Annotated in this window: 12 protein-coding genes; 10 read left to right on the top strand and 2 right to left on the bottom strand. The window is 71.2% G+C overall.

All coding sequences use genetic code 11. The features are described 5' to 3' along the window. On the bottom strand, positions 1 to 1,083 hold the full coding sequence (locus JS756_RS37665; protein ID WP_205386349.1) for a GNAT family N-acetyltransferase: 1,083 nt from the start codon (positions 1,081 to 1,083) through the stop codon (positions 1 to 3). A 238-nt stretch (positions 1,084 to 1,321) separates the two neighbouring features. Between JS756_RS37665 and JS756_RS29745 the strand changes: the two genes are divergently transcribed. The 4 genes from JS756_RS29745 (at position 1,322) to JS756_RS29730 (ending at position 9,701) form a co-directional block, all read left to right on the top strand. Then, positions 1,322 to 2,059, top strand: a complete 738-nt coding sequence (locus JS756_RS29745; RefSeq protein WP_205386348.1) for a TetR/AcrR family transcriptional regulator — start codon at positions 1,322 to 1,324, stop codon at positions 2,057 to 2,059. A gap of 326 nt (positions 2,060 to 2,385) precedes the next feature. Continuing rightward, complete coding sequence (locus tag JS756_RS29740; protein ID WP_205386347.1) at positions 2,386 to 5,565, top strand: putative bifunctional diguanylate cyclase/phosphodiesterase; 3,180 nt, start codon at positions 2,386 to 2,388, stop codon at positions 5,563 to 5,565. 69 nt (positions 5,566 to 5,634) lie between these two features. Beyond that, positions 5,635 to 8,916 (top strand): amino acid adenylation domain-containing protein, encoded by a 3,282-nt coding sequence (locus JS756_RS29735; RefSeq protein ID WP_205386346.1) that lies wholly within the window; start codon positions 5,635 to 5,637, stop codon positions 8,914 to 8,916. Further along, complete coding sequence (locus JS756_RS29730; RefSeq protein WP_307791211.1) at positions 8,913 to 9,701, top strand: leucyl/phenylalanyl-tRNA--protein transferase; 789 nt, start codon at positions 8,913 to 8,915, stop codon at positions 9,699 to 9,701. Before JS756_RS29735 ends, JS756_RS29730 begins: the two co-directional genes overlap by 4 nt. Positions 9,702 to 10,329: 628 nt before the next feature. Here the strand turns inward: JS756_RS29730 and JS756_RS29725 are convergent. Next, complete coding sequence (locus JS756_RS29725) at positions 10,330 to 10,821, bottom strand: potassium channel family protein (RefSeq protein WP_307791209.1); 492 nt, start codon at positions 10,819 to 10,821, stop codon at positions 10,330 to 10,332. Between the two features lie 534 nt (positions 10,822 to 11,355). Here JS756_RS29725 and JS756_RS29720 point away from each other — a divergent pair. The 6 genes from JS756_RS29720 to JS756_RS29695 all read left to right on the top strand — a co-directional run bounded on the left by JS756_RS29720 (position 11,356) and on the right by JS756_RS29695 (position 20,418). Next, positions 11,356 to 14,133, top strand: a complete 2,778-nt coding sequence (locus JS756_RS29720; protein ID WP_205386344.1) for a response regulator — start codon at positions 11,356 to 11,358, stop codon at positions 14,131 to 14,133. A 57-nt stretch (positions 14,134 to 14,190) separates the two neighbouring features. Continuing rightward, entirely contained in the window at positions 14,191 to 15,750 is a 1,560-nt protein-coding gene (locus tag JS756_RS37885) for a GGDEF domain-containing protein (protein ID WP_205386343.1), read from the top strand. Positions 15,751 to 16,116: 366 nt separating this feature from the next. Continuing rightward, positions 16,117 to 17,322, top strand: coding sequence for an MFS transporter (locus tag JS756_RS29710; protein WP_205386342.1), 1,206 nt, complete (start codon positions 16,117 to 16,119; stop codon positions 17,320 to 17,322). A 110-nt stretch (positions 17,323 to 17,432) separates the two neighbouring features. Further along, positions 17,433 to 17,807, top strand: a complete 375-nt coding sequence (locus JS756_RS29705) for a response regulator transcription factor (protein WP_205386341.1) — start codon at positions 17,433 to 17,435, stop codon at positions 17,805 to 17,807. Then, complete coding sequence (locus tag JS756_RS29700; RefSeq protein ID WP_205386340.1) at positions 17,804 to 18,901, top strand: HEAT repeat domain-containing protein; 1,098 nt, start codon at positions 17,804 to 17,806, stop codon at positions 18,899 to 18,901. Before JS756_RS29705 ends, JS756_RS29700 begins: the two co-directional genes overlap by 4 nt. Beyond that, positions 18,898 to 20,418 carry a glycosyltransferase family 2 protein gene (locus tag JS756_RS29695; RefSeq protein WP_205386339.1) on the top strand — a complete coding sequence of 507 codons (1,521 nt, stop codon included), beginning with the start codon at positions 18,898 to 18,900 and terminating at the stop codon, positions 20,416 to 20,418. Before JS756_RS29700 ends, JS756_RS29695 begins: the two co-directional genes overlap by 4 nt. Positions 20,419 to 20,688: the final 270 nt, after the last annotated feature.

The following is a 20,688-nucleotide window of genomic DNA, read 5'->3' as shown; positions in this document are numbered from 1 at the left end:
TCAGCCCTGGAAGCCGATCACGCGCTTGACGGCCTTCCGCAGGCCGCGGTCGACGGCGGAGACGGGAAGCCGTTCCCGGTAGTAGCGGGGAGATGCGACGACATCCGCTCCGAAGCCGTCCTTGAACCGGGCCAGGGACGCACCCTGGCGGGACCCGCCCAGGTCGTACTCCCGGCAGCCCGCCGCGCACGCGTCCTCGATCGCCAGCGCGTGGAGCAGGGGGGTGGCCCGGACCGGATGGGCCAGATCCCTGTTCATGGCCGCGTGCCACAGCTTGGCGTGCGTTCCGTGGCGCAGGACGACGATCGCCGCGGCGGGCTCCCCGGCGTGCCGGGCCACCCAGATCGCGCACGCCTCCCCCAGCCGGTCGGCAACCGTCTCCACGCGCTTCCTGGGGAAGGCGCGCGTTCTGCGCCACCGGGCGAGCGCCATCGGCTCGTGCTGCCGGGCCGCCCAGCGTTCGATCGACTGCTCGAACAGCGTGTAGAACTCCGGGACCAGACGGCCGGTGCGGTCCACTTCCACCTCGACGTCCGAGCGCTCGGCCCGGCGGACGGCGCGCCGCATCCTCTGGCGGAAGCGCCGCTCCCAGACCGCGCCGAACCCGCCGTCCAGATCGAGAACATGGACCGTGTGCAGATCCTCCCGGAAGCCCGCCGGCACGGCGTGTGCCCACGTCGCGGCGTCCTCGGGGCGCAGCCGCAGGCCGACGCGCAGGGCCGGTCGCCGCGCCAGGTCGTCGAACACCGCCCGGGCCTGCTGCGGGCCGATGCTCCCCGGGGCCACGGGACCGCCCACGCCCCACTCACCCGGCCAGGATTCCTCCGTCTCCAGCCATCGCGGGCGCCGGCGCCGGGACACCAGCGGGAGCACCATCCGGTCGCCCCCCTCGAACTCGTACAGGCGGCTGGTGTCCTCGTACGGCCCGCCGGCACGGACGCAGTCGAGCCAGGCGGGGGTCTGGGAGACCTTGGTCGCCGGGTCCTGGTCCACGAACCGCCACCAGGTCTCCCGGGGCGCCGGAGTGGTCACGCGCATGGGCCCGGCGGACGTGTCCGTCAGGAGCACAGCGGGTGCGTTCACGGCCTTCTCCTGCCTGCCGGAGGCCGGGGCCCGCGCAGTCCGGGCCCACGGGCCGGTGCGACTGCCTCCACGCAAGGAGCGTAGCCCGGGCGGACGAGAAGGGCATTCCAGCCGATCAGGGCTGTTCGCGTCCTGAGTACTCTTCCGTGCCGGAGAGCGCCGAAGAGGGGGGTGAACGCGTATATTTACATTGTATCCGCTGTCCTGCCGACTCATCCAGCGCCAAGGAGACAGCGCGATGGACGAACCGTTGGGCGCCGGGCCGACGCGCCACGCCAGCGACCGCGGCCGCTACGGCCAGCTGAGCCGCGAACGCGTACTGGCCAGTGCGCTCGAGCTGGTGGACCGGGAAGGCCTGGGCGCCCTGAGCATGCGCCGCCTGGGCGGCGAGCTCGGCGTGGAGGCCATGGCACTCTACCGGTACGCGTCGAGCAAGGACGCCCTTCTGGACGGCCTGGTGGAGGCGCTCCACCTCGAACTGGAGGAACGGCTGGCTGCCGAGCCGGGTGGCCCTGCGGCGGACGCGGCGCCCGCGTGGCGCAGCGGCCTGCACCGCGTCGCGCGGACGATGTACGACGTCTGTCTCACGCATCCTCAGGCGGTGCCGCTGCTGGCCACCCGCATGCTGGCCGTTCCCCTGGCGCGCCGGCCGGCGGCCGTCCTCAGGCACCACGAGCGCGTGCTCGCCCTGCTGGCGGAGGCCGGGTTCGACGAGGCGGACGCCTCCGCGGCCTTCCGGGCCTTCACCGCCTGGCTCCTGGGGTACGTGTCCGTGGAACTGCAGCCCATGGTGGACAACCCCGAGGAGTCCGACCCGGCGTTCCGCCTCGGACTGCACCGCATTCCGCCGCAGGCACTTCCACGGCTGCGCCGAACCGCCCCGGCCCTTGCCGAGCGCGGCGGGGCCGAGGGCCTGACAGCAGGTCTGGACGCGCTGCTCGACCGTTTCACCGCGCACGACCGTACGGCACGGTGACGGCCGCTGGACCACGGCTGCGGGGCCAGCGGCGCCGAAGGCGGCCGATTTCCCGGGTTCCGCGTGCTTCATTGCCGCACGAAGCGCCGCATCCCCCCGGGGGATGTCCTTGTGAGCGTGCGGTAATTGGCCACCCGGGTAAGCTGAATGAAGATACGTCGACGCCTCGGCGAGGAGCTGGTACACCCCGGCCCGGGGCCGGGAGCCCAGCGTCCGAGGAAGCTCCTTATCTCAGTCCCGATCCCAAGGGTTTCTCCGCCGTTGTCCGGTGCCGTTCGCCCGCTCGGTCGGACCCTACGCGTGGCCCTCCCAGGAGGTGAGTCGGGTTGGACACACGACAGCGCAGCCACACCGCGTTGACCGTCGTGAGTGCGTGCATCGTCGTACTGACCGGGTTCTACTACCTCTATCCCGAACAACGGATGATCTTCGTCGCCATCGGGGCGACCGGTGTCGTCGGAATTCTTCTGGGTGTCCGGCTCAACCGACCTTCGCACCGGCTGCCCTGGCTGATGCTCGCCTTGGGAAACCTCGTCTTCGCCTCGGGCGAGGCGGCCCAGATCATTCTCCTCGAAATGGAGGACCAGCCCCCCTTTCCGTCGGTCGCCGACGGTTTCTATCTCGCCGCATATCCGCTCTATGCGGCCGGCCTGCTGGGATTCGTCCGCTGGCGCACGGGTCTGCGGGACCGGGCGAGCCTCGTGGACGCGCTGACGCTGACCGCCGGGTTGGCACTGCTGTCGTGGCTCATTCTCATCGTGCCGTTCGCCCAGGCCCCGGGGCTCACCTGGGTCCAGAAGGCATTCTCCATCGCCTATCCGCTCGGTGACATCCTCGTCCTGGCGATGCTGCTGCGTCTGCTCGCCGGCCGCGGGCGAAAGAGCCGCGCGCTGGTACTGCTCACCGTGGGCACCGTCGGCCTGCTCACCGCCGACGTGCTCTACGGCCTGATCCAGCTGCACGGGACCTGGCGCCCGGGCAGCGCGGTCGAACTCGGCTGGGCCGTCCTCTACGGCTTCTGGGCTGCCGCCGCGCTGGATCCGTCCATGCGGACCCTCACCCAGCCGGCGGCGGAATGGCACACGGACACCAGCTTGGGCAGACTCAGCCTGCTCACCCTGGCGTCACTGATCGCGCCGGCCATCCTGATCACCGACGCGGTGCGCGGTGCGCACAACAACGTCGGTGTCATCGGGGTGTTCTCAGCGGTGCTCTTCGTCCTTGTGCTGTACCGGCTGGCGGGCGTGGCGGCGACCCACCGCCAGGCACTCGGCCGGGAGAAGGTGCTGCGCAGAGCGGTGTCGCAGCTGGGCGGAGCGGGCGACCTGCGGGACGTGGCCCGCGTCGTCCACTCCACGGTGACGAAGCTGATGCCGAACAACATGCCCCGCTCGGCGCTGCTCACCATGCCGGACGACACCCTCTGGGTGAACGGGGTGCACGACGCCGCGCCCGAGGCCGTGCCCGTGCGGGTGACCGCGGCGGTACGGGAACTCACCGCGTCCGGTGACAACCGGCTGGTGGCCCTCGACGGTGTCGGACCCGATCTCGCCGCCCGTCTCGCGGGCCCGGACGACGGGCCGCCGCACACCGGCCCCGTGATGGTGTGCCCGCTCACCTCGCAGAACCACCCCTCGGCCGGTCCGCTCATCGGGGCGCTGATGGTGGCCGGCGCCGAACGGAACCTGCTGGTGCTTCGCGACGCCCTGGCGACCCTGGCCGCGCAGACGGCGCTCACGGTGACCCGGGTCGCCCTCGCCCAGGAGGTCAACCGGCGCAACAGCGAGGCCTACTTCCGCACCCTCGTCCAGAACGCCTCCGACGTCATCCTGATCCTCGACGACCACGACCGCGTCCACTACGCCAGCCCGTCCGCCGACCAGATGCTGGGCGTTCCCGACCTGGAGGGAACCCAGTTCGTCGATCTGGTGCCGCCGCAGGACAGCCGCGCGGTGGTCGAGACGCTCGGCCGGATCCGCAGCCACGAGTACCAGGCCCGACGCGAGCACTGGCGCATGCTCCGTGTCGACCGGACGTCCATCGAGGTCGAGGTGCGGTGGAGCGACCTGCGCGAGGAGGCGACCGTGGGCGGGGTGGTGCTGACCCTGCGGGACGTGACCGAGCAGCGCAAGCTGGAACGCGAACTCACCCACCAGGCCTTCCACGACTCACTCACCGGCCTGGCCAACCGCGTGCTCTTCCAGGAGCGGGTCAACCACGCCCTGATACAGGCCCAGCGTGACGGCACGGTGGTCGGCGTGCTCTTCGTCGACGTGGACGACTTCAAGGTCGTCAACGACATGAACGGCCACAGCGTGGGCGACGAACTCCTGGTCGCGCTGTCGCTGCGGCTGCAGACCACGGTCCGCGCCTCCGACACCGCCGCGCGCATCGGCGGCGACGAGTTCGCCCTCCTGGTGGAGGGCTCCATCGGGCCCGAGGGCGTGGAACGGTTCACCGAGCACGTGATGAGCGTGTTCGCCGAGCCGTTCCGGCTGAGCGTGGGGCCGGTGAGCACGTACGCCAGCGTCGGCGTCGCCACGACGGAGGACAGCATCGACGCGGTCGAACTGCTCTCGCACGCCGATCTCGCGCTGTACGCGGCGAAGACGGCGGGCAAACGCCAGTGGCGCCGCTACCACCCGGACCTGCAGCGGGGCATGGCCGAGCGGGCCATGCTGCAGGAGGGCCTGGACAATTCGTCCATCGAGACGTCCTTCATGGTGCTGTACCAGCCGATCGTGGAGCTGACCAGCGGCCGGATCGCCGGCTACGAGGCGCTCGTGCGCTGGCCGCACTCCACCCGCGGCATGGTGCTGCCGGAGCAGTTCATCACGCTGGCCGAGGAGAGCGGGCAGATCGTCCCGCTGGGTGCCTGGGTGCTCGATCAGGCCGCCGGTGAGGCCGTCCGGTGGCGTAAGACCGTCGGCCGCCGGGGGCCGGCCGACCGTCACGCGCCCTACGTCAGCGTCAACGTGTCACCGCGTCAGTTCCGGGACACCGAGTTCTACAACGTGGTCCGCCGCGCCCTGGACCTTTCCGACATCAGACCGTCGTCCCTCGTACTGGAACTGACCGAGAGTTTGTTGATGTACAACGACGACCGTATCCTGGCGGAGATGAGTGCGCTCACCGAACTGGGTGTCCGGATCGCCATCGACGACTTCGGAACGGGTTACTCGTCGCTGAGCTATCTGCGTGAGTTCCCGATCTCGATACTCAAGATCGACAAGTCCTTCATCGACGAACTCGGGCGCTCTCCCGAACAGTACGCCCTGGTCGAGGGCATCACTCATCTCGCGGACACACTCGGTCTCACGGTGATCGCCGAAGGAGTGGAGGACGTGAGGCAGCAGGAGTCGCTGATCGCCATGGGCTGCCGGTTCGGCCAGGGGTACCTGTTCGCCGAACCGGTCAGCGCCGAGGAGGCGGGACAGCTCGTCCTCGCGCCGCCGCTCGGCCGTCTGGCCGGCGTGCCCGAGGCGCCCGTGGAGAGGAAGCGGTGACGGTAGCCCGCTTCCGTGACCGGCACACGCCCTGCTCCGCAGGGCGCCGCGCGAGGCAGGAGACCCAAGGTGACGCAACGTGATCTGCCGTCGCGGGAGCCCGCAGCGCTGTGCCTCGTGCTGCGCAACGACGAGGACCAGTACGCGATCTGGCCCGCCGGTCAACGGGTTCCGGCCGGGTGGCAGCTGATCGGCGGGCCCGCGCCCGCTGCCTCGTGCGCGAACCTGGTCGACCGCCGATGGACCGACATGCGGCCGGCGAGCGCCCGCGACGAGCGGCTGCCCGTGGTGGATCCCGGGCCGGACGCCGTCCCCGAGCTGGTGCGCGAGCAGGCCAGGCGCGCTCCGTCCGCTCTCGCGGTGCTCTCGGACGAGGGCCGCCTGAGCTACTCCGAGCTCACCGACCGCGCCGACCGGCTCGCCGACGACCTGCGAAAGTCCGGCGTCGGCGGGGAGGACGTCGTCACCGTGTGCCTCGACCGCGTTCCCGAACTGGTCGTGACGCTGCTGGCGGTGCTGAACTCCGGCGGGGCGTTCCTCCTCCTCGACCCGGCGACGCCGCGACAGCGGATGACCGCGCTGGTCACGGAGACCGGATCACGCCTCATCGTCTCGAGCCGCGAACACGCCCGGCTGTTCGGTGACTGCCGGGCCCGCGTCGTCCACGCCGGTGGCCCCGCCCCCCGCACGGCACCGCGCAAGCCGCGGCTGCCGGAGTACGGCCCCCGGCCGGACGACCTCGCCTACGTGATCTACACCTCCGGATCCACCGGGCCCCCCAAGGGCGTGCTGGTCACCCACCGGTCGCTGGCCCACTCCCTCAGTGCGGCGGCCCGGGCCTACCGGCTGGCGCCCGGCGACCGGGTGCTCAACGCCGCCGCACTCGGCTTCGACACCGCGTTGGAACAGATCTTCGCGCCCCTGATCAGCGGCGCGGCGCTCGTCCTCGCGGGCGCCCGGACCTGGGCGCCCACCGATCTGCTGCACCGCCTCCCGGAGTACGGGATCACCGTCGCCGACCTGACCCCCTCCTACTGGCACCGCATGATCTCCGTCGCCGGCGGCGGCCGGAACCTCGCCTCGCTGCGGCTCGCCGTCGTCGGCGGAGAGATCGTCACCGCGAAGGACTGCCGCGCCATACTGCACCGGATCCCCGGCGTGCGGCTGGTCAACGCCTACGGCCTCACCGAGACCACCATCACCTCCACCCTGTGCGACCTGGACGAGCAGGTGCTCGCCGCGACGGACACGGCCGTCGCCCCGGTCGGCAGACCCCTCGAAGGCAGTCTCGTCCATGTGCTGGACCGCGAACTGCGTCCGGTGCCCCCGGGCGAGCGCGGCGAGATCTACATCGGCGGCCGTGCGCTGGCCCGCGGCATCCGGCAAGAGCCGGTCCTGACGGCACAGCAGTTCCTGCCGGACCCGTACGGTTTCGCTCCCGGCGACCGTATGTACCACACCGGGGACCTGGGTCGTCTGCGCCCGGACGGCAACCTGGAGATCCTAGGCCGGATCGACGACCAGATGAAGATCCGCGGGTTCCGGGTCGACCCGGCCGAGATCGAGGCGGCGCTCGTCTCCCGCCCGGAGATCGGCCAGGCCATGGTGGTGCCCCGGGTGCACGACAACGGCGAACGGGACCTCGTGGCGTACTACACGCCCGCCGCGTCACCGACCGGCGACGATACGGAGCTGCGGGCACGGCTGCGGTCGGCGCTCGCCGAGTCCCTGCCCGGGTACATGGTCCCGGCGGCCTTCCACGCGGTGGAGCGGCTGCCCGTCGCACCCAGTGGAAAGCTCGACCGCAAGGCGGTGTCGCAGACCAGGGCCACCTCGAAGACCGCACCCGCCGACGACCGTCCGGTGTCGCAGGGGATGGCCCGGTTGTGGGGCCAGATCCTGGACGTGGACCACGTCCGTCCGCACGACGACTTCTTCGAGCTGGGCGGCAACTCGCTACTGGCCATGGAGATGCTCGCCCGGACCCGGGTCATGTTCGGTATCGGCGTCTCACAGATCCGCGACCTGACGCATTCCCTGCTGCGGTATCCGACGCTCGCCGCGTTCGCGGAGTCGGTGCGCCGGGCGCGGGCCGGCACACTGGCCCGTGCGGACGGGGTGGGCGTGGACTTCACCGCCGAGGGCGACCGGCCGTTCCCGGCACTCGCACGTGTCGCGCCGGCTCCCGGCCCCGGCCGCCCCGGTGACCTCCTGCTCACGGGAGCCACGGGGTTCTGCGGCGCCTACATGATCGGCGAACTGCTCCGCCGCACGACGGGACGGATCCTCTGCCTGGTCAGGGCCTCCGACGAGCAGCACGGCCTGGACCGGATCCGGGCGAGCCACCAGCGCTACGTCCACAGCGCGCTGACCAGCGAACGCGTCCAGGTGGTCGTCGGCGATCTGAGCAAGCCGGATCTGGGGCTGTCCCCCGGCCGGTTCGAGGAGCTGGGATCCACCGTCGACGCCGTCTACCACTTCGGCGGTCAGGTCAACTTCGTCTACCCGTACCATGAGTTGCGCCCGGCCAATGTCGACGGAACCTACGAGATCATCCGTCTGGCCGCCGGCCGGGGCGTCCCCGTCCACTTCACCTCCAGCATGGCGGTGATCGCCGGGTTCGGGCCGGCCGGGGTGCGCGAGGTGACGGAGAGCACTCCGCTGCGCCACCCCGACTATCTCTCGGTGGGATACGTGGAGACCAAGTGGGTCGCGGAGGCCCTGCTGAAGAAAGCGGCCGACGCGGGCCTGCCGGTCGCCGTCTACCGCCTGATGGACATCACGGGCGGCAGCGGAACGGGCGTGATGAACACCAGCAGCGAGATGGCCGCCCTCATCGGCTTCATCGCGCGGACCGGGCTGTGCCCCGACGTGCGGCTGCCGCTGGACTTCCTGCCGGGCGACCAGATGGCCCGTGCCATCGGGCACATCTCCACCCACCTGCCCGCTCGCGGCGAGGTCTACCATCTCACCAATCCCCGTCCCACGCTGCTGCACTCGCTCGCCGAACGGCTGCGCCACCGGGGCCACCCGGTGCAGGAGATCCCCTACGCCGAGTGGGTCGACTCGCTGGTGACGTACGCGGCCGGGCATCCCACCGACCCGCTCACCCCCTTCGTCCCGCTCTTCGTCGACCGGTGCCACCGCGCCGACATCACGGTGAGCGAGATGTACTTCCAGGGCGTCTTCCCGGAGTTCACGCGCGACAATGTGCAGCGGGCGCTGCAGAACGCCGGCGTCGAGGTTCCCCCGGTCGACGCAGCGATGATGGACCGTCACCTCGACTACCTGCAGGAGGCGGACTTCGTACGGCCGGCGGACAGCCAGGGGCAGGGAGCGCCACGGTGGTGAGCCGGTGTCCCGGCTGGGAGTCGCTGGACGTGTCGTCGGCGGCCCCCGACGGCCCGGTGGCCTTCTCCTCCGACCTCGGTCCCACGAGCCTGCTGGCCGCCTACCGAGCCGGTGTCTATCCGTTCCCCGTGTCCGACGAATACGCGCACGCCCTCAACGAGGTGGCTTTCGCGGACCTGGTCGAGGAGGGTGCCATCGCGGTCGTGGGGGACGATACGGCCGATCCGTACGCCGTCTCCTGGTGGTCGCCCGATCCCAGGCCGGTGGTACCGGTCACGGCCAGGCACATCAGCCGAAGCCTCGCACGGCGGCTGCGCAACCGACTGCCGTGGTCGACCAGCCTGGACCGGCGGTTCGAGGAGGTCGTCCGTGCGTGCCGCGCCGACCGGACCCCGCTGTGGCTCACCGAAGAACTGGTCGCGAGCCTGGTGCGGCTGCACGATCAGGGCCACGCGCACAGCGTCGAGGTGTGGGAGGGCGGTGAGCTGGTCGGTGGTGTCTTCGGCGTACGCATCGGGTCCGTGTTCAGCATGGACTCCATGTTCTTCCACCGCCCCGATGCCTCGAAGGTCGCGGTGGCGGACCTCGCGGTCCGCTTCGAACAGGCCGGCGGGGTGCTGCTCGACGCGCAGCGCGACAGCCCGCACGTGCGCGCTCTGGGCGGTGTTCTCGTGCCCCGGGAGCAGTACCTGCGGCGGTTGCACGGCACCGCGCAAGACGGGCACCCGATTCCCTCGGCCACCCTGCCCGCCCGCCGGCTCGCCGAACCGACGGAACGGGCCTGAGACAGGAGCGGTCAACAGGCCGTCCCGGTCGATTCACCGACATGGGCATGTTGCTTCTCGCCGGCTTCCTCCACCGGGTGGGTCGCCTGTCCCGGGTCCTCACCCTCTGCACGAGCACCTGTTCCGTGCGCCGGCCCTGTACACCGGCATCGCCGGCGGGGCGTTCACACCGGCCGCGCACGGCGACCACGCGGGCGGAGCCGCGGACCCGGACCGAGCCATGACCGTCCGGATCGCCCTCACCGGGCCCACCACCGTGGTCGGCGCGCTGACTCCCCGGCCGCCCCGAGGCCGCCCTGTGCTCCTTCTCCCCGGAGGTCGAAAGGACGGCCTCGTCCGCTCGACGGGTACCCACGACGAACTCCTGCGCTCCAGCCCGTTCTACGCCCGACCGGCGTTCCACCGACAGCCCTGCGCCCGACAGTGGTGATCGGGCACGGCCTCACCCGGGCATCCGGCTGCCCGCCCGACCGACGCTTCGGTTGTCTCTGCGGGGAACCGTCGGCCCCGCCCGGCGGTGCCGGCGGGCAGCCGGGCCGGGCGGTCACCGGGTCGGACACGCCCGCCGACACCCCGCGGACGCCGTCCGGCCTGCGGGTTCACCCTTCCCCTTCAGGGCGGCCGTAACTCATCCGGCGCCTGCCTCCGGTTCTCCCTTCGTACTGAGCATCCGCTCGACGCGGTCGAAGCGTTCGTGCAGCGCGTTCGCGGTCTCGTCGGACAGCTTGTGCACGGCCTCCTCCACGCTCCGGGCCATGCGCCTGCGCCGCCTGTCCTCCCGGCCCACGAACCAGGTCGCCAGGGCCGCGGTGACGATGCCGTACGTGGTGATGCCGACGACCATCACGACCGCGCCGATGACCCGGCCCCATGGCGTCACCGGGTAGAAATCCCCGTAGCCCACCGTGGTGGCCGTCTCGACAGACCACCAGAGCGCCCTCGGGTACGTCGTCAGATTCGCGTTGCGCGCGCCCTCTTCGGCGGCCACCACCGCCCACGAACCGGTCAGCATCGTGATCGCCAGGACTGCCGTGGCACCGCCCGCGGCCTTCAGGTGCAGTGAGCGGCCCTCCCGGCCGAGCAGCACATCCATGACCCTGATCAGGAATCCGGGCAGCACGGCTGCTCCCCCTCCCGTGCGCGACCACCACCGCGACGGTCACCGGCGACGCGCACACGCGGGTGGCGGACAGCGGCGGGCCCGGCAGCGGCCCGTGGATGGTCCTCGGCGCATCCCGGCATGCGCCCAGTGTCGCCCCGCACCGGGCCGCCGGCACACCGACCGGGGTCATTCGGGGGGGGGACCACCGGGGCCGGAGCGGCCGCGGACGGCGCATCCCGCACGTGGGCGGCGGACCGGTCGATGACGACCTCGTCCGGTTCGGTGGCGCGCCGAACCGGACGTGTCGGTGCAGCACGCCACCGCGGTTGAAGTGGCCCTGTCCTCAGTACCTCGATTTGCGATCTTCAGTCGTTCATTCTTCGCTGGAGATGTCCGATTCGCAGGCCGCCCGATCTCCGTCATGACCACTGTTGGCCCGTGGGTGTGCCGGCGTCAGCACCACTGGGTGAGTGTGCGGCCCTCGTGGTCACGAGCATCCGCCGGTGATCCCGACCACGCCCTGTGGTCGTGCCCGGCATGCGGAGGCGCACGATGGAACTGGAACCCACGGCCACGCCACGGCAGTACGCGTCAGACGACGAGGAGCGCTTCCGTCTCCTGCTGAAGAACTCCGCGGACATGGTCTACCGCCGGACGATCGAGGGCGTCTACCTGGAGGTGTCCGCCCCGGGGCAGACATTGCTCGGGCGACCGACCGAGCGGATCGTGGGGACGTCGGCGGGCTCCTGGGTGCATCCGGGCGACGTGGAGGAGTTCGAGTGGGCCGAGCGGGACCTGTTCCGGGGCGGCCGCGTGGTGGTGTGTCTGCGCCTGCGCCATGCCGACCAGCACTGGATCTGGACGGAGACGACGTCCTGGGTGGTGCGGGACGCCGCGGGCGAGCCGCTGGAGGTGCGGGGGTTCATCCGGGAGGCGGAGGGCCAGCGGCGCCGTGCGGAAGCCCTGCGATTGCTGCAGGAACAGGCGCGCTCGGTCATCGACACCGCGCGCGACGCCTTCGTCTCCATCGACGAGGACGGCCTGGTGATCGACTGGAACCAGAGCGCCGAGCGGCTGTTCGGGTTCACCCACCACGAGGCGATGGGCCGTCCGCTGACCGAGACGATCATTCCCGAGCGGTACCGCGCCGCGCACGAGGCCGGCCTGCAACGGGTGCTGGCGGGAGCGCAGTCCCACGTGCTGGGCCGGCAGGTCGAGTTGACCGCCCTGCACCGTGACGGCCACGAGATCCCGGTCGAACTGGCGGTGTGGCGACTGAAGTCGGCGAAGGCGCGGTGCTTCAACGCCTTCGTCCGGGACGTCAGCGAGCGCAAGCAGACCGAGGCCGCTCTGGCGGAGGCACGCGACCAGGCGATCGCCGCGTGCCGGGCGAAATCGCGGTTCGTGGCCTCCGTGAGCCACGAGATCCGCACCCCCATGAACGGGGTCATCGGACTGAGCAACCTGCTGCTGGGCACCGCGCTGGACGCGGAGCAGCGCCGCTACGCGGAGGGCATCCAGGCGGCCGGCACGGCACTGCTGTCGCTGATCAACGACATCCTGGACTTCTCCAAGCTGGAGGCGGGCAGACTCGAACTCGACGAGGTCGCCTTCAGCCCGCAGGCGCTGGTGGAGGAGGTCATCGCGCTGGTGGCACAGACCTCACAGGCCCATGGCCTGGAACTCCTCGGTGACTGCGATCCGGAACTGCCCGCCCTGGTGCTCGGGGACGCCGGCCGGCTGCGGCAGATCCTGCTGAACCTGGCCTCCAACGCCGTGAAGTTCACCGAATCCGGCGAGGTGGTGCTGCGCGCCCGCCCGGCCCCCTCCCGGCCGCCCGCGGAGCATGTGCCGTGGCTGCACTTCGAGGTGGCTGACACCGGCATCGGCATAGCCGAGGACGATCAGGAGCGGATGTTCGACGCCTTCTCCCAGGCGGACGCCTCCACCACCCGGCGCTACGGAGGCACCGGTCTGGGGCTGGCCATCTGCCGCAGGCTCACCGAGGCCATGGGCGGCTCCATCGAGGTCACCAGCCGGTACGGCGAGGGCAGCACGTTCTCCTTCACCGTGCCCGTGCGCGCACCCGGCACCCCCGAGCCGCCGCCGGCCCCGCCGCAACCCGACGTCCTGCGCGGGCAGCGGGTCCTCGTCGTCGACGACAACGAGACCAACCGGCTGATCCTCGACTCCCAGCTGCGCAGATGGCGCATGCGGCCCACCACGGTCGCCGGCGGCCCCCAGGCCCTGGTGGTCCTGCACGAGGCGGTGGCCGCCGGCCGTCCCTTCCCGCTGGCCGTCCTCGACATGGCCATGCCCGACATGGACGGCCTGGAACTCGCCCGCCGTATCACCACCGACCACAGTCTCGCCCCCACCCGGCTGCTGTTGCTCATGTCCGGCAGCCCGCTGTCCGCCGCCGAACTCCAGGCGGCCGGGATCGCCCGCAGCCTGTCCAAGCCCGTCCAGGGATCCGAACTCATGGACGCACTGGTCGGACTCACCGGCCGGACAGGGCAGACAGCCACCCCGGCAACGGCGGCGCCCACCCCGTCCCCGACCGCTCACCGCGGCCATGTCCTGCTGGTCGAGGACAACGAGGTCAACCAGATGGTCGCCCAGGGCCTGCTCACCCGGCTCGGTTACAGCGCGGACACCGCCGTCGACGGCGTTCAGGCCTTGGACATGGCCGGGGAGCACAGCTATCAGGCCGTGTTGATGGACTGCCAGATGCCCCGAATGGACGGCTACAGCGCCACCCGGGAACTGCGCCGCCGGGAACGGGAGGGCGGCCGTCACCTGCCGGTGATCGCCATGACCGCCGGCGCCCTCGCCGAAGACCGGGACCGCTGCCTGGCCGCGGGCATGGACGACTACATCGCCAAACCCGTCACCGCCCGGAAGCTGGAGCAAGCCCTCGACCGCTGGGTCCACCCGGACCGCCCTCAGGCGGACGACGAGGGCCTGCGCGGCTCCGTCGAACAGCGGCTCGACGAGTTGCGCGGCGATGGGACGCCGGCCGAGCAGGCGCTGGTGGACCGGCTGGTGGACCACTTCCTCGCCCGCGCCCCCGAGATGGCCCGTGCGCTCGTCCACGCGCTCGACCGCCACGACGCCCCGGGGATCGCGAACCAGGCCCACAGCATCAAAGGCGCCGCAGGCAACATCGGGGCCCACAGCCTCGCCGCCTGCTGCCACGAGCTTGAGGAGCACGCCAGGGCTGGAGACCCGGCCTCACTGGCCGAGACCGCCCCCCGTCTCCGGGACGAACTCGACCGGACCTGCCGCATCCTCGAGACGCTGCGCTCCCCCCTTCCCGGCCACGAATAGGGGCCGGTCCGCGCACCCGGCCCCGAAAGCGCGGACCGGCCCAGGGAAGGAGAGCCCGTGGGCAAGGTGCACGTCCGGTTGGACTCCCGTCGCGACGCGTTGGTCTGGGCGTACGCGGCGGCAGGGACCGCGGTGATCGTCACCTACGTGGTCACTTCCTCCGCGAAGCGATATCTGCTGCCCGAACTCATTTCCGGCTCGGTCGTCCTCGCGATCCCGGTGGGAGTGGCCAGACACCGGCCACGGTCGGTCCTTCCGTGGTACCTCCTCGCGGCGGCCATGGCACCGTTCGCGGCGGCGGACACGATCTGGGGCATCTACCAGGTACGCGGCGAAGAGGTGCCGTTCCCCGGCGTGGCCGACCTCCTCTACCTGGGCAGCTACCTGATGTTCGCCGCGGGCCTGGTGGCGCTGGCCCGGCATCGAACGGGGCGGCTGCACTGGGCGGGGCTGCTGGACGCGAGCATCGTCACACTGGGGTTCGCCACGCTGACGTGGGCGTTCGTCGTCGCGCCCTACCTGCGCAGCGAGTTGTCCGCGTGGCCGCTCGCGGTGTCCCTCGCCTATCCCGTGACCGACCTGGTGCTGTTGTCCCTGACCGCGCGGCTGATGCTCACCACGGGCACGCGCACACCCTCGTTCCTCCTGTGCGTCGGCTGGCTGCTGCTCCTGCTCGCCGCCGACGGCCTCTACTACGGGACGATGGCGACGAACGGGACCGCGATCGCGCAGAACGTGTCCGAAATAGCATGGATGGCCTCCTCCCTGCTGCTGGGAGCGTCGGCGCTGCACCCGTCCGTCGCCTGGCCGACGCGGTCGGCGGAAGACCAGGAAAGGCCGCGGAAGCGTCGCCTGACGGTCCTGATCGCCCTGATTCTGATGGGGCCGTCGGCCGTGCTGGCCAATGTCGGTGGCATCAGGGAGCACCCCACGGACGTCGCGGTGGTCGTCACCATGACGGCCGGCCTCTCGCTGCTGCTGGTGCTGCGCCTCGCGCTGCTGGCGCAGTACGCCCAGAACATGGCCGCCGAAGCACATGCGCATGCTCACCGCCTCGCGACATCACTGCGTGAGCAGGCAGAACTCCAGAAGCAGCTGAGTCATCAGGCGACCCACGACCCCCTGACGGGTCTGGCCAACCGGGCGCTCCTGAGCGAACGTCTGGAGTCCGCACTCGGCAGGTGCTCCGCCCTCTTCGCCGCCGGACTGCTGATACTCGACATCGACGGTTTCAAGGACGTCAACGACACGCTGGGGCATGCCGTCGGCGACAAACTGCTGATCGACGTCGCACAGCGGCTGATGAGCAGGGTCCGTGAACAGGACATGGTGGCCAGGCTCGGCGGAGACGAGTTCGCGCTCGTCGTGGAAGGGGTGGACGCGTGCACGCTGCACGACTACACCGCGCGGATCCTCGACTCCTTCAAAGACCCGTTCACCCTCGCCCGGGGACAGTCGGTGTGCGTGACGACAAGCATCGGAGCACGGCGGATCACCGAGCCGACCACGCCCACCGAAGCGCTGCGGGACGCCGACACCGCCCTCTACCGGGCCAAGGCCGCGGGCAAGAACCAAGCGGCGTTCTTCGAATCCTCGCAGCCCGGCCCGGACGCGTGACGCGCTCGACGCGGTTCTCGGTGAACGCGACATCGGGATCAGCACCAAGGCCCGGACAAACGTCGCCGGCGCGACGACACATGTGCCGACGGCGTCCATCGCGACTTGCCTCCGCAGTCGCGCATTCACCCCAACTCACCTGCGGGGACGGCCACTCATCGGTCGGACCGAGCAGGGCGAACGACACCTGACGACGGCGAAAGCACGAGACCGGGCTGTCGAAGGACCATTCCCCGAGCCGGCTCCGGGTCGTGGTACACCCGGCCCGGTCGCCGGATTCCGCGCCGTGCACGAGAATGAGGGACGCGCGAACCTGTTCGAGACCCGTCCAGCGACCTCAGGCTCCTGACGGAGCATGGAGCGCCCATGCTCTCCGACTACCGCCGGATCTTCTCTCCTCCAGGCACTCTGCTCTTCTGCGCTGCGGGCTTCGTCGCACGGCTTCCGCAGTCGATGACGGGCGTGGGCATCGTCACCATGCTCTCTCAGCTCGGCGCCGGGTACCGGCTCGCCGGCTCGGTCTCCGCAACGCAGGCGCTCGCGGCCTCCGCGATCGGCCCGCAGATCTCCCGTCTGGCGGACCGACACGGTCAGCGCGCGGTCGCCCTCCCGGCGATGACCGCGACGGTCGCCGCCATCGGCGCGCTGGCCCTGTGCGCCCGGCGCGGCACTGCGGACTGGACGCTGTACCTCGCGGCGGCGGCAGCGGGATGCATGCCCAGCATGGGCGCGTTCGTCAGAGCCCGCTGGGCGGAGGTCCACCGCACCTCGGCGCGGCTGCTGCACGCCGCGTACTCGCTGGAGTCGGTGCTCGACGAGGTGGTCTACGTCCTCGGCCCGGTCCTGGTGATCACGCTGTCGACCAGGATCCGCCCCGAGGCCGGGCCACTGGCAGCCGCGCTCCTGCTCGCCGCCGGCGTCCTGCTCTTCGCTGCTCAGCGGCGTACGCAACCGCCGGTGCGCCTCGCGCCCTTCCCTGCCAGGGGCTGGGCGCCCCGCGTCCCCGGACTCGGCCTGCTGGTGCTGACGCAGACGGCGGTGGGCGCGTCCTACGGTTCGGTGGACGTCGTGACGGTCGCGTTCGCCGGCGCCCACCACGACAAGGCGCTCTCCGGCCTGCTGCTGGGCGGGTACGCGCTCGGCTCGGGCCTGGCCGGCGCGGCCCTGGGTGCGATCGGGCCGCGGGGGGCGATCACGACACGGTTGCTGGTCAGCGTCTGTGCGATGGCGGTGACCTCGGTACCGCTGCTGTTCGCCCCGGGTCTCGCGGTGCTGGGGGTGATGCTGTTCGTGGCGGGCATGTCCCTCGCGCCGACCCTCATCACCACGACGGAGCTGGTGAGCCACCTGGCGCCGGCCGCCCGGCTCACCGAGTGCATCACCTGGACCGTCTCGGGCCTGTCCGTCGGGTTGGCGCTGGGCTACGCCCTGGCCGGGTGGGTGGTCGACGCCGCAGGGGCCTCGACGGGCTACGCGGTGCCGTGCGTGGCGGCCGCGCTCGCCGCCTCGACGGTCGCCCTCGCCCTGCCACGGTTGACCCACGTCTGCGCGCAGCGGCATGCGAGTCCCTGAGCGGCTCCCCGAGTCCCCGCGCTCGACCACACCTGATGGGGCATATATGGAGAAAGGCGACACATGCTCTTATCGTGTAAATGATCTGCCTTCGTGGGCAGGGAGGTGCAATGGCTCACGTCCTGATAGCCGACGACGACGCGGACATACGGGATCTGGTGGCGTTCAAGCTGGCCCAGGGCGGTCACCGGGTCACGGCCGTACAGGACGGCATGGCCGCCCTCAAGACGGTGCGTGAGCAGCCTGTGGACATGGCGCTGCTCGACATACGGATGCCTCGGATGTCGGGCCTGGACGTCTGCCGGGAGCTGCGTGCCGCGCCCGAGACCGCGACACTCCCCGTCATTCTGATCACCGCCCGCTCCCAGGAGGGGGACGTCGAGGTCGGCTTCGCGGCGGGCGCCGACGACTACATCATCAAACCGTTCAGCCCGCGGGAGCTGTCCAGCCGGGTCACCGCGCTGCTCAACCGGGTCGAGCGGTGATTCCCACCGGTATCGTCCGCGGCGCGCTGGTGGGTCTGTCCGCCGTCGTCCTGGCACTCACCCTGCTGATCGTCTGCATCCGCTGCGGGCGCCGCTACCGGCAGCGCAGACGCGAGCGGATCGCGGCACCCGTACGCGCCCTCCTGCTGCGCCTGCTGTGCGCGGAGGAGGACGACCAGAGCGCATTGCTGCACCGTCTGGCGGAGATCGACAAGCGGACCTGGACCGCCCTGGAGCCGACCCTCACCACACTGCTGGGAAAGGTCGCCGGAGGAGCCCGCACCGCGCTGATCCGCCTGTACGAGCTGCGCGGAGCCGCCCGGGACGCCGTCGCCGCGCTGAACAGTCACAGGGCGTCCCGGCGCGGGCGGGCCGCACAGGTGCTCGGTCAGCTCGCCCACCGTCCCGCGGTGGCGCCGCTGTGCCGTCTGCTGGCCGATCGCGACCCGGAGGTGCGCCTGGCCGCCGCGCGGGCCCTGGGCCGGATCGGGGACCCGGCGGCCGTACCGGACCTGCTGGAGTCCCTCCACATGCCGCGGTCCGTGCCGCCCGGTGCGGTCATCAGGTCGCTGGTCTCGCTGGGCCCCGGGGCACAGCGGCAGGTCGCGGCCGGGCTCCGGCAGGAGCCTCTGGTCAGGGCCGTGGCGATCGAGGTCCTCGGTGCGATCGGCGCGGCCTCCCGTACGTCCGAGATCGCCCGCGCACTGCGTGAGGACCCCGAGACCGAGGTACGGATCAAGGCGGCACGCGCGCTCGGCAGACTGGGCATGCCCGACGGCCTGGAGCCGCTGCTGGCCGCGGTCGGACCCGACCGGCCGACCGCCCTGCGCACCGTGAGCGTCGGGGCCCTCGGCAGCCTGGGAGCCGTCGCCGCCACGGACCGGCTGGTGGAGTTGCTCGGCGATGCCACCCCTCGTGTGGCTTCCACCGCGGCTCGCGCGCTGCTGCGGCTCGGCCCGGCGGGACAGGGTGCGCTGCGTGCGGTGGCCGACGACCGCGCGGGCGGACCGGCCTCCGCCCAAGCCAGGGCCGCGCTTGCCGAGGTCGCGGTCGGGGGCGCCCGCCACGGTGTCCGTGCGGAGGTGGCGCTGTGAGCGGAACGGGAGCCGGTCCGTGGGCGTCCCTCGAGGGCGGCCTGCACAGCCTGATCACCATGTGCGACCACCTGGTGATCGCCTATTTCCTGACCATCAACACCTGCTACCTGGTGCTGAACCTCCTCGCTCTGGGCGAGTTCGTCAAAAGGGCGGGCCGCGCTCCCTTCGCGGGCTACGACGACGCCGCCGCCAGCCCGTTCACGCCGCCCGTGTCGGTGATCATGCCCGCACACAACGAGGCGGCCGGCATCGTGGAAGCGGTCCGGGCCATGCTGCTGCTGCACTATCCGGCCTTCGAGGCCGTCGTCGTCGACGACGGTTCCACCGACGGCACGTTGGACGTCCTGCGGAAGGCGTTCGACCTCGCCGAGGTGGAGTACGTGATGCCCGACGACGTGCGGGTGCGCGGCAGGGTCACATCGGTCCATCTGCCCAGGGGCGGCCCGGTGCCCCTGCTGGTGGCCCGCAAGGAGAACGGCGGCAAGGCCGACGCGCTCAACGCGGGGATCAATCTGGCGCGCTATCCGCTGGTGTGCATGGTGGATGCGGACTCGGTCCTCGACTCGCAGGCGCTGCTCGCGGTGGTCAAGCCGTTCAGCGACGACCCGATGCGAGTGGTCGCCTCCGGCGGTGTGATCGGCCTCGCCAACGGATGCACCGTCGTGGCCGGACGGGTGGTCGAACCGCACGTCCCCCGCGACACGCTCGGCCGCGTCCAGGTCGTGGAGTATCTGCGCGCCTTCTTCCTGGGCCGTATCGGATGGTCGAAGCTCGGCGGCCTACTGATCATCTCGGGCGCCTTCGGGCTCTTCCGCAAGGACGTGGTGGTGGCGGCCGGCGGGATGGATCCGGACTGCATCGGTGAGGACGCCGAACTGGTCATCCGCCTCCACCGGCATCTGCGCGAGCAGGGCCGCGACTACCGCGTCGTCTTCGTCACCGAGCCGATCTCCTGGAGCGAGGCGCCCACCAGCGGGAAGGTCCTGGCCCGCCAGCGCCGGCGCTGGCACCGCGGCCTGACGGAGATCATGCTCAAGCACCACCGCATGATCGGCAATCCCCGCTACGGCCGCATCGGCCTGCTGGCACTGCCGTTCTACGTGCTCTTCGAACTGCTGGCCCCGGTCGTGGAACTCGCGGGAATGGTACTGGTGCCGCTGAGTGTGCTGATCGGCGCGGTGAACGCCGACTACCTGTGGCGTTTCCTCCTCGCCGCCTACGCCTACGCCATCGTGGTCAGTCTGCTGTCGGTCGCGGTGGAGGAGTACGCCTTCCACCGGTTCACGCGGTGGCGAGACGTCTGGGGCGCCCTCGTCGGAGTGGTCGCCGAGAACATCGGATACCGCCAGCTGACGGCCTGGTGGCGGTTGCGTGGCATGTGGGACGCGCTGCGCCGCTCGCCCCGGGTGTGGGGCGCCATGCCCCGTGCCGGTTTCGGCGCTCCTGGCGAAGGCGAGGAGGGCGGGGCCGAGGAGTACGAGGTGAGGGAAGACGAGTCGGGCAGGGCGAGGTGAAGCAGTGCGCCCCCTGCCGTCAGCGCGTTCAGCCGCCGCACAGCGTGGTCGTCGGCGGGGAGACCGGCGATCCGCCGCCTTGCCGCCGGTTCCCGGTCGCGCGTCGATCCAGTCGAGACCGGTCCTTGTGATCCGACCGCTTCCGCCGCCGCACGACCGGATCCACCAGCCCATGCCGGACAAGACCGGCGGTCCGGCTGGTCGTTGAGCTGATCACGGGTGGGGACGTCACGGGGGGCCGTCCCCAGCCTTCTCACCGCTCCCGCTGGA

It is taken from the genome of Streptomyces actuosus, assembly GCF_016921115.1.
In the GTDB taxonomy this organism is placed as follows: domain Bacteria; phylum Actinomycetota; class Actinomycetes; order Streptomycetales; family Streptomycetaceae; genus Streptomyces; species Streptomyces actuosus_A.
This window is presented reverse-complemented; position numbering and strand designations above follow the sequence as displayed.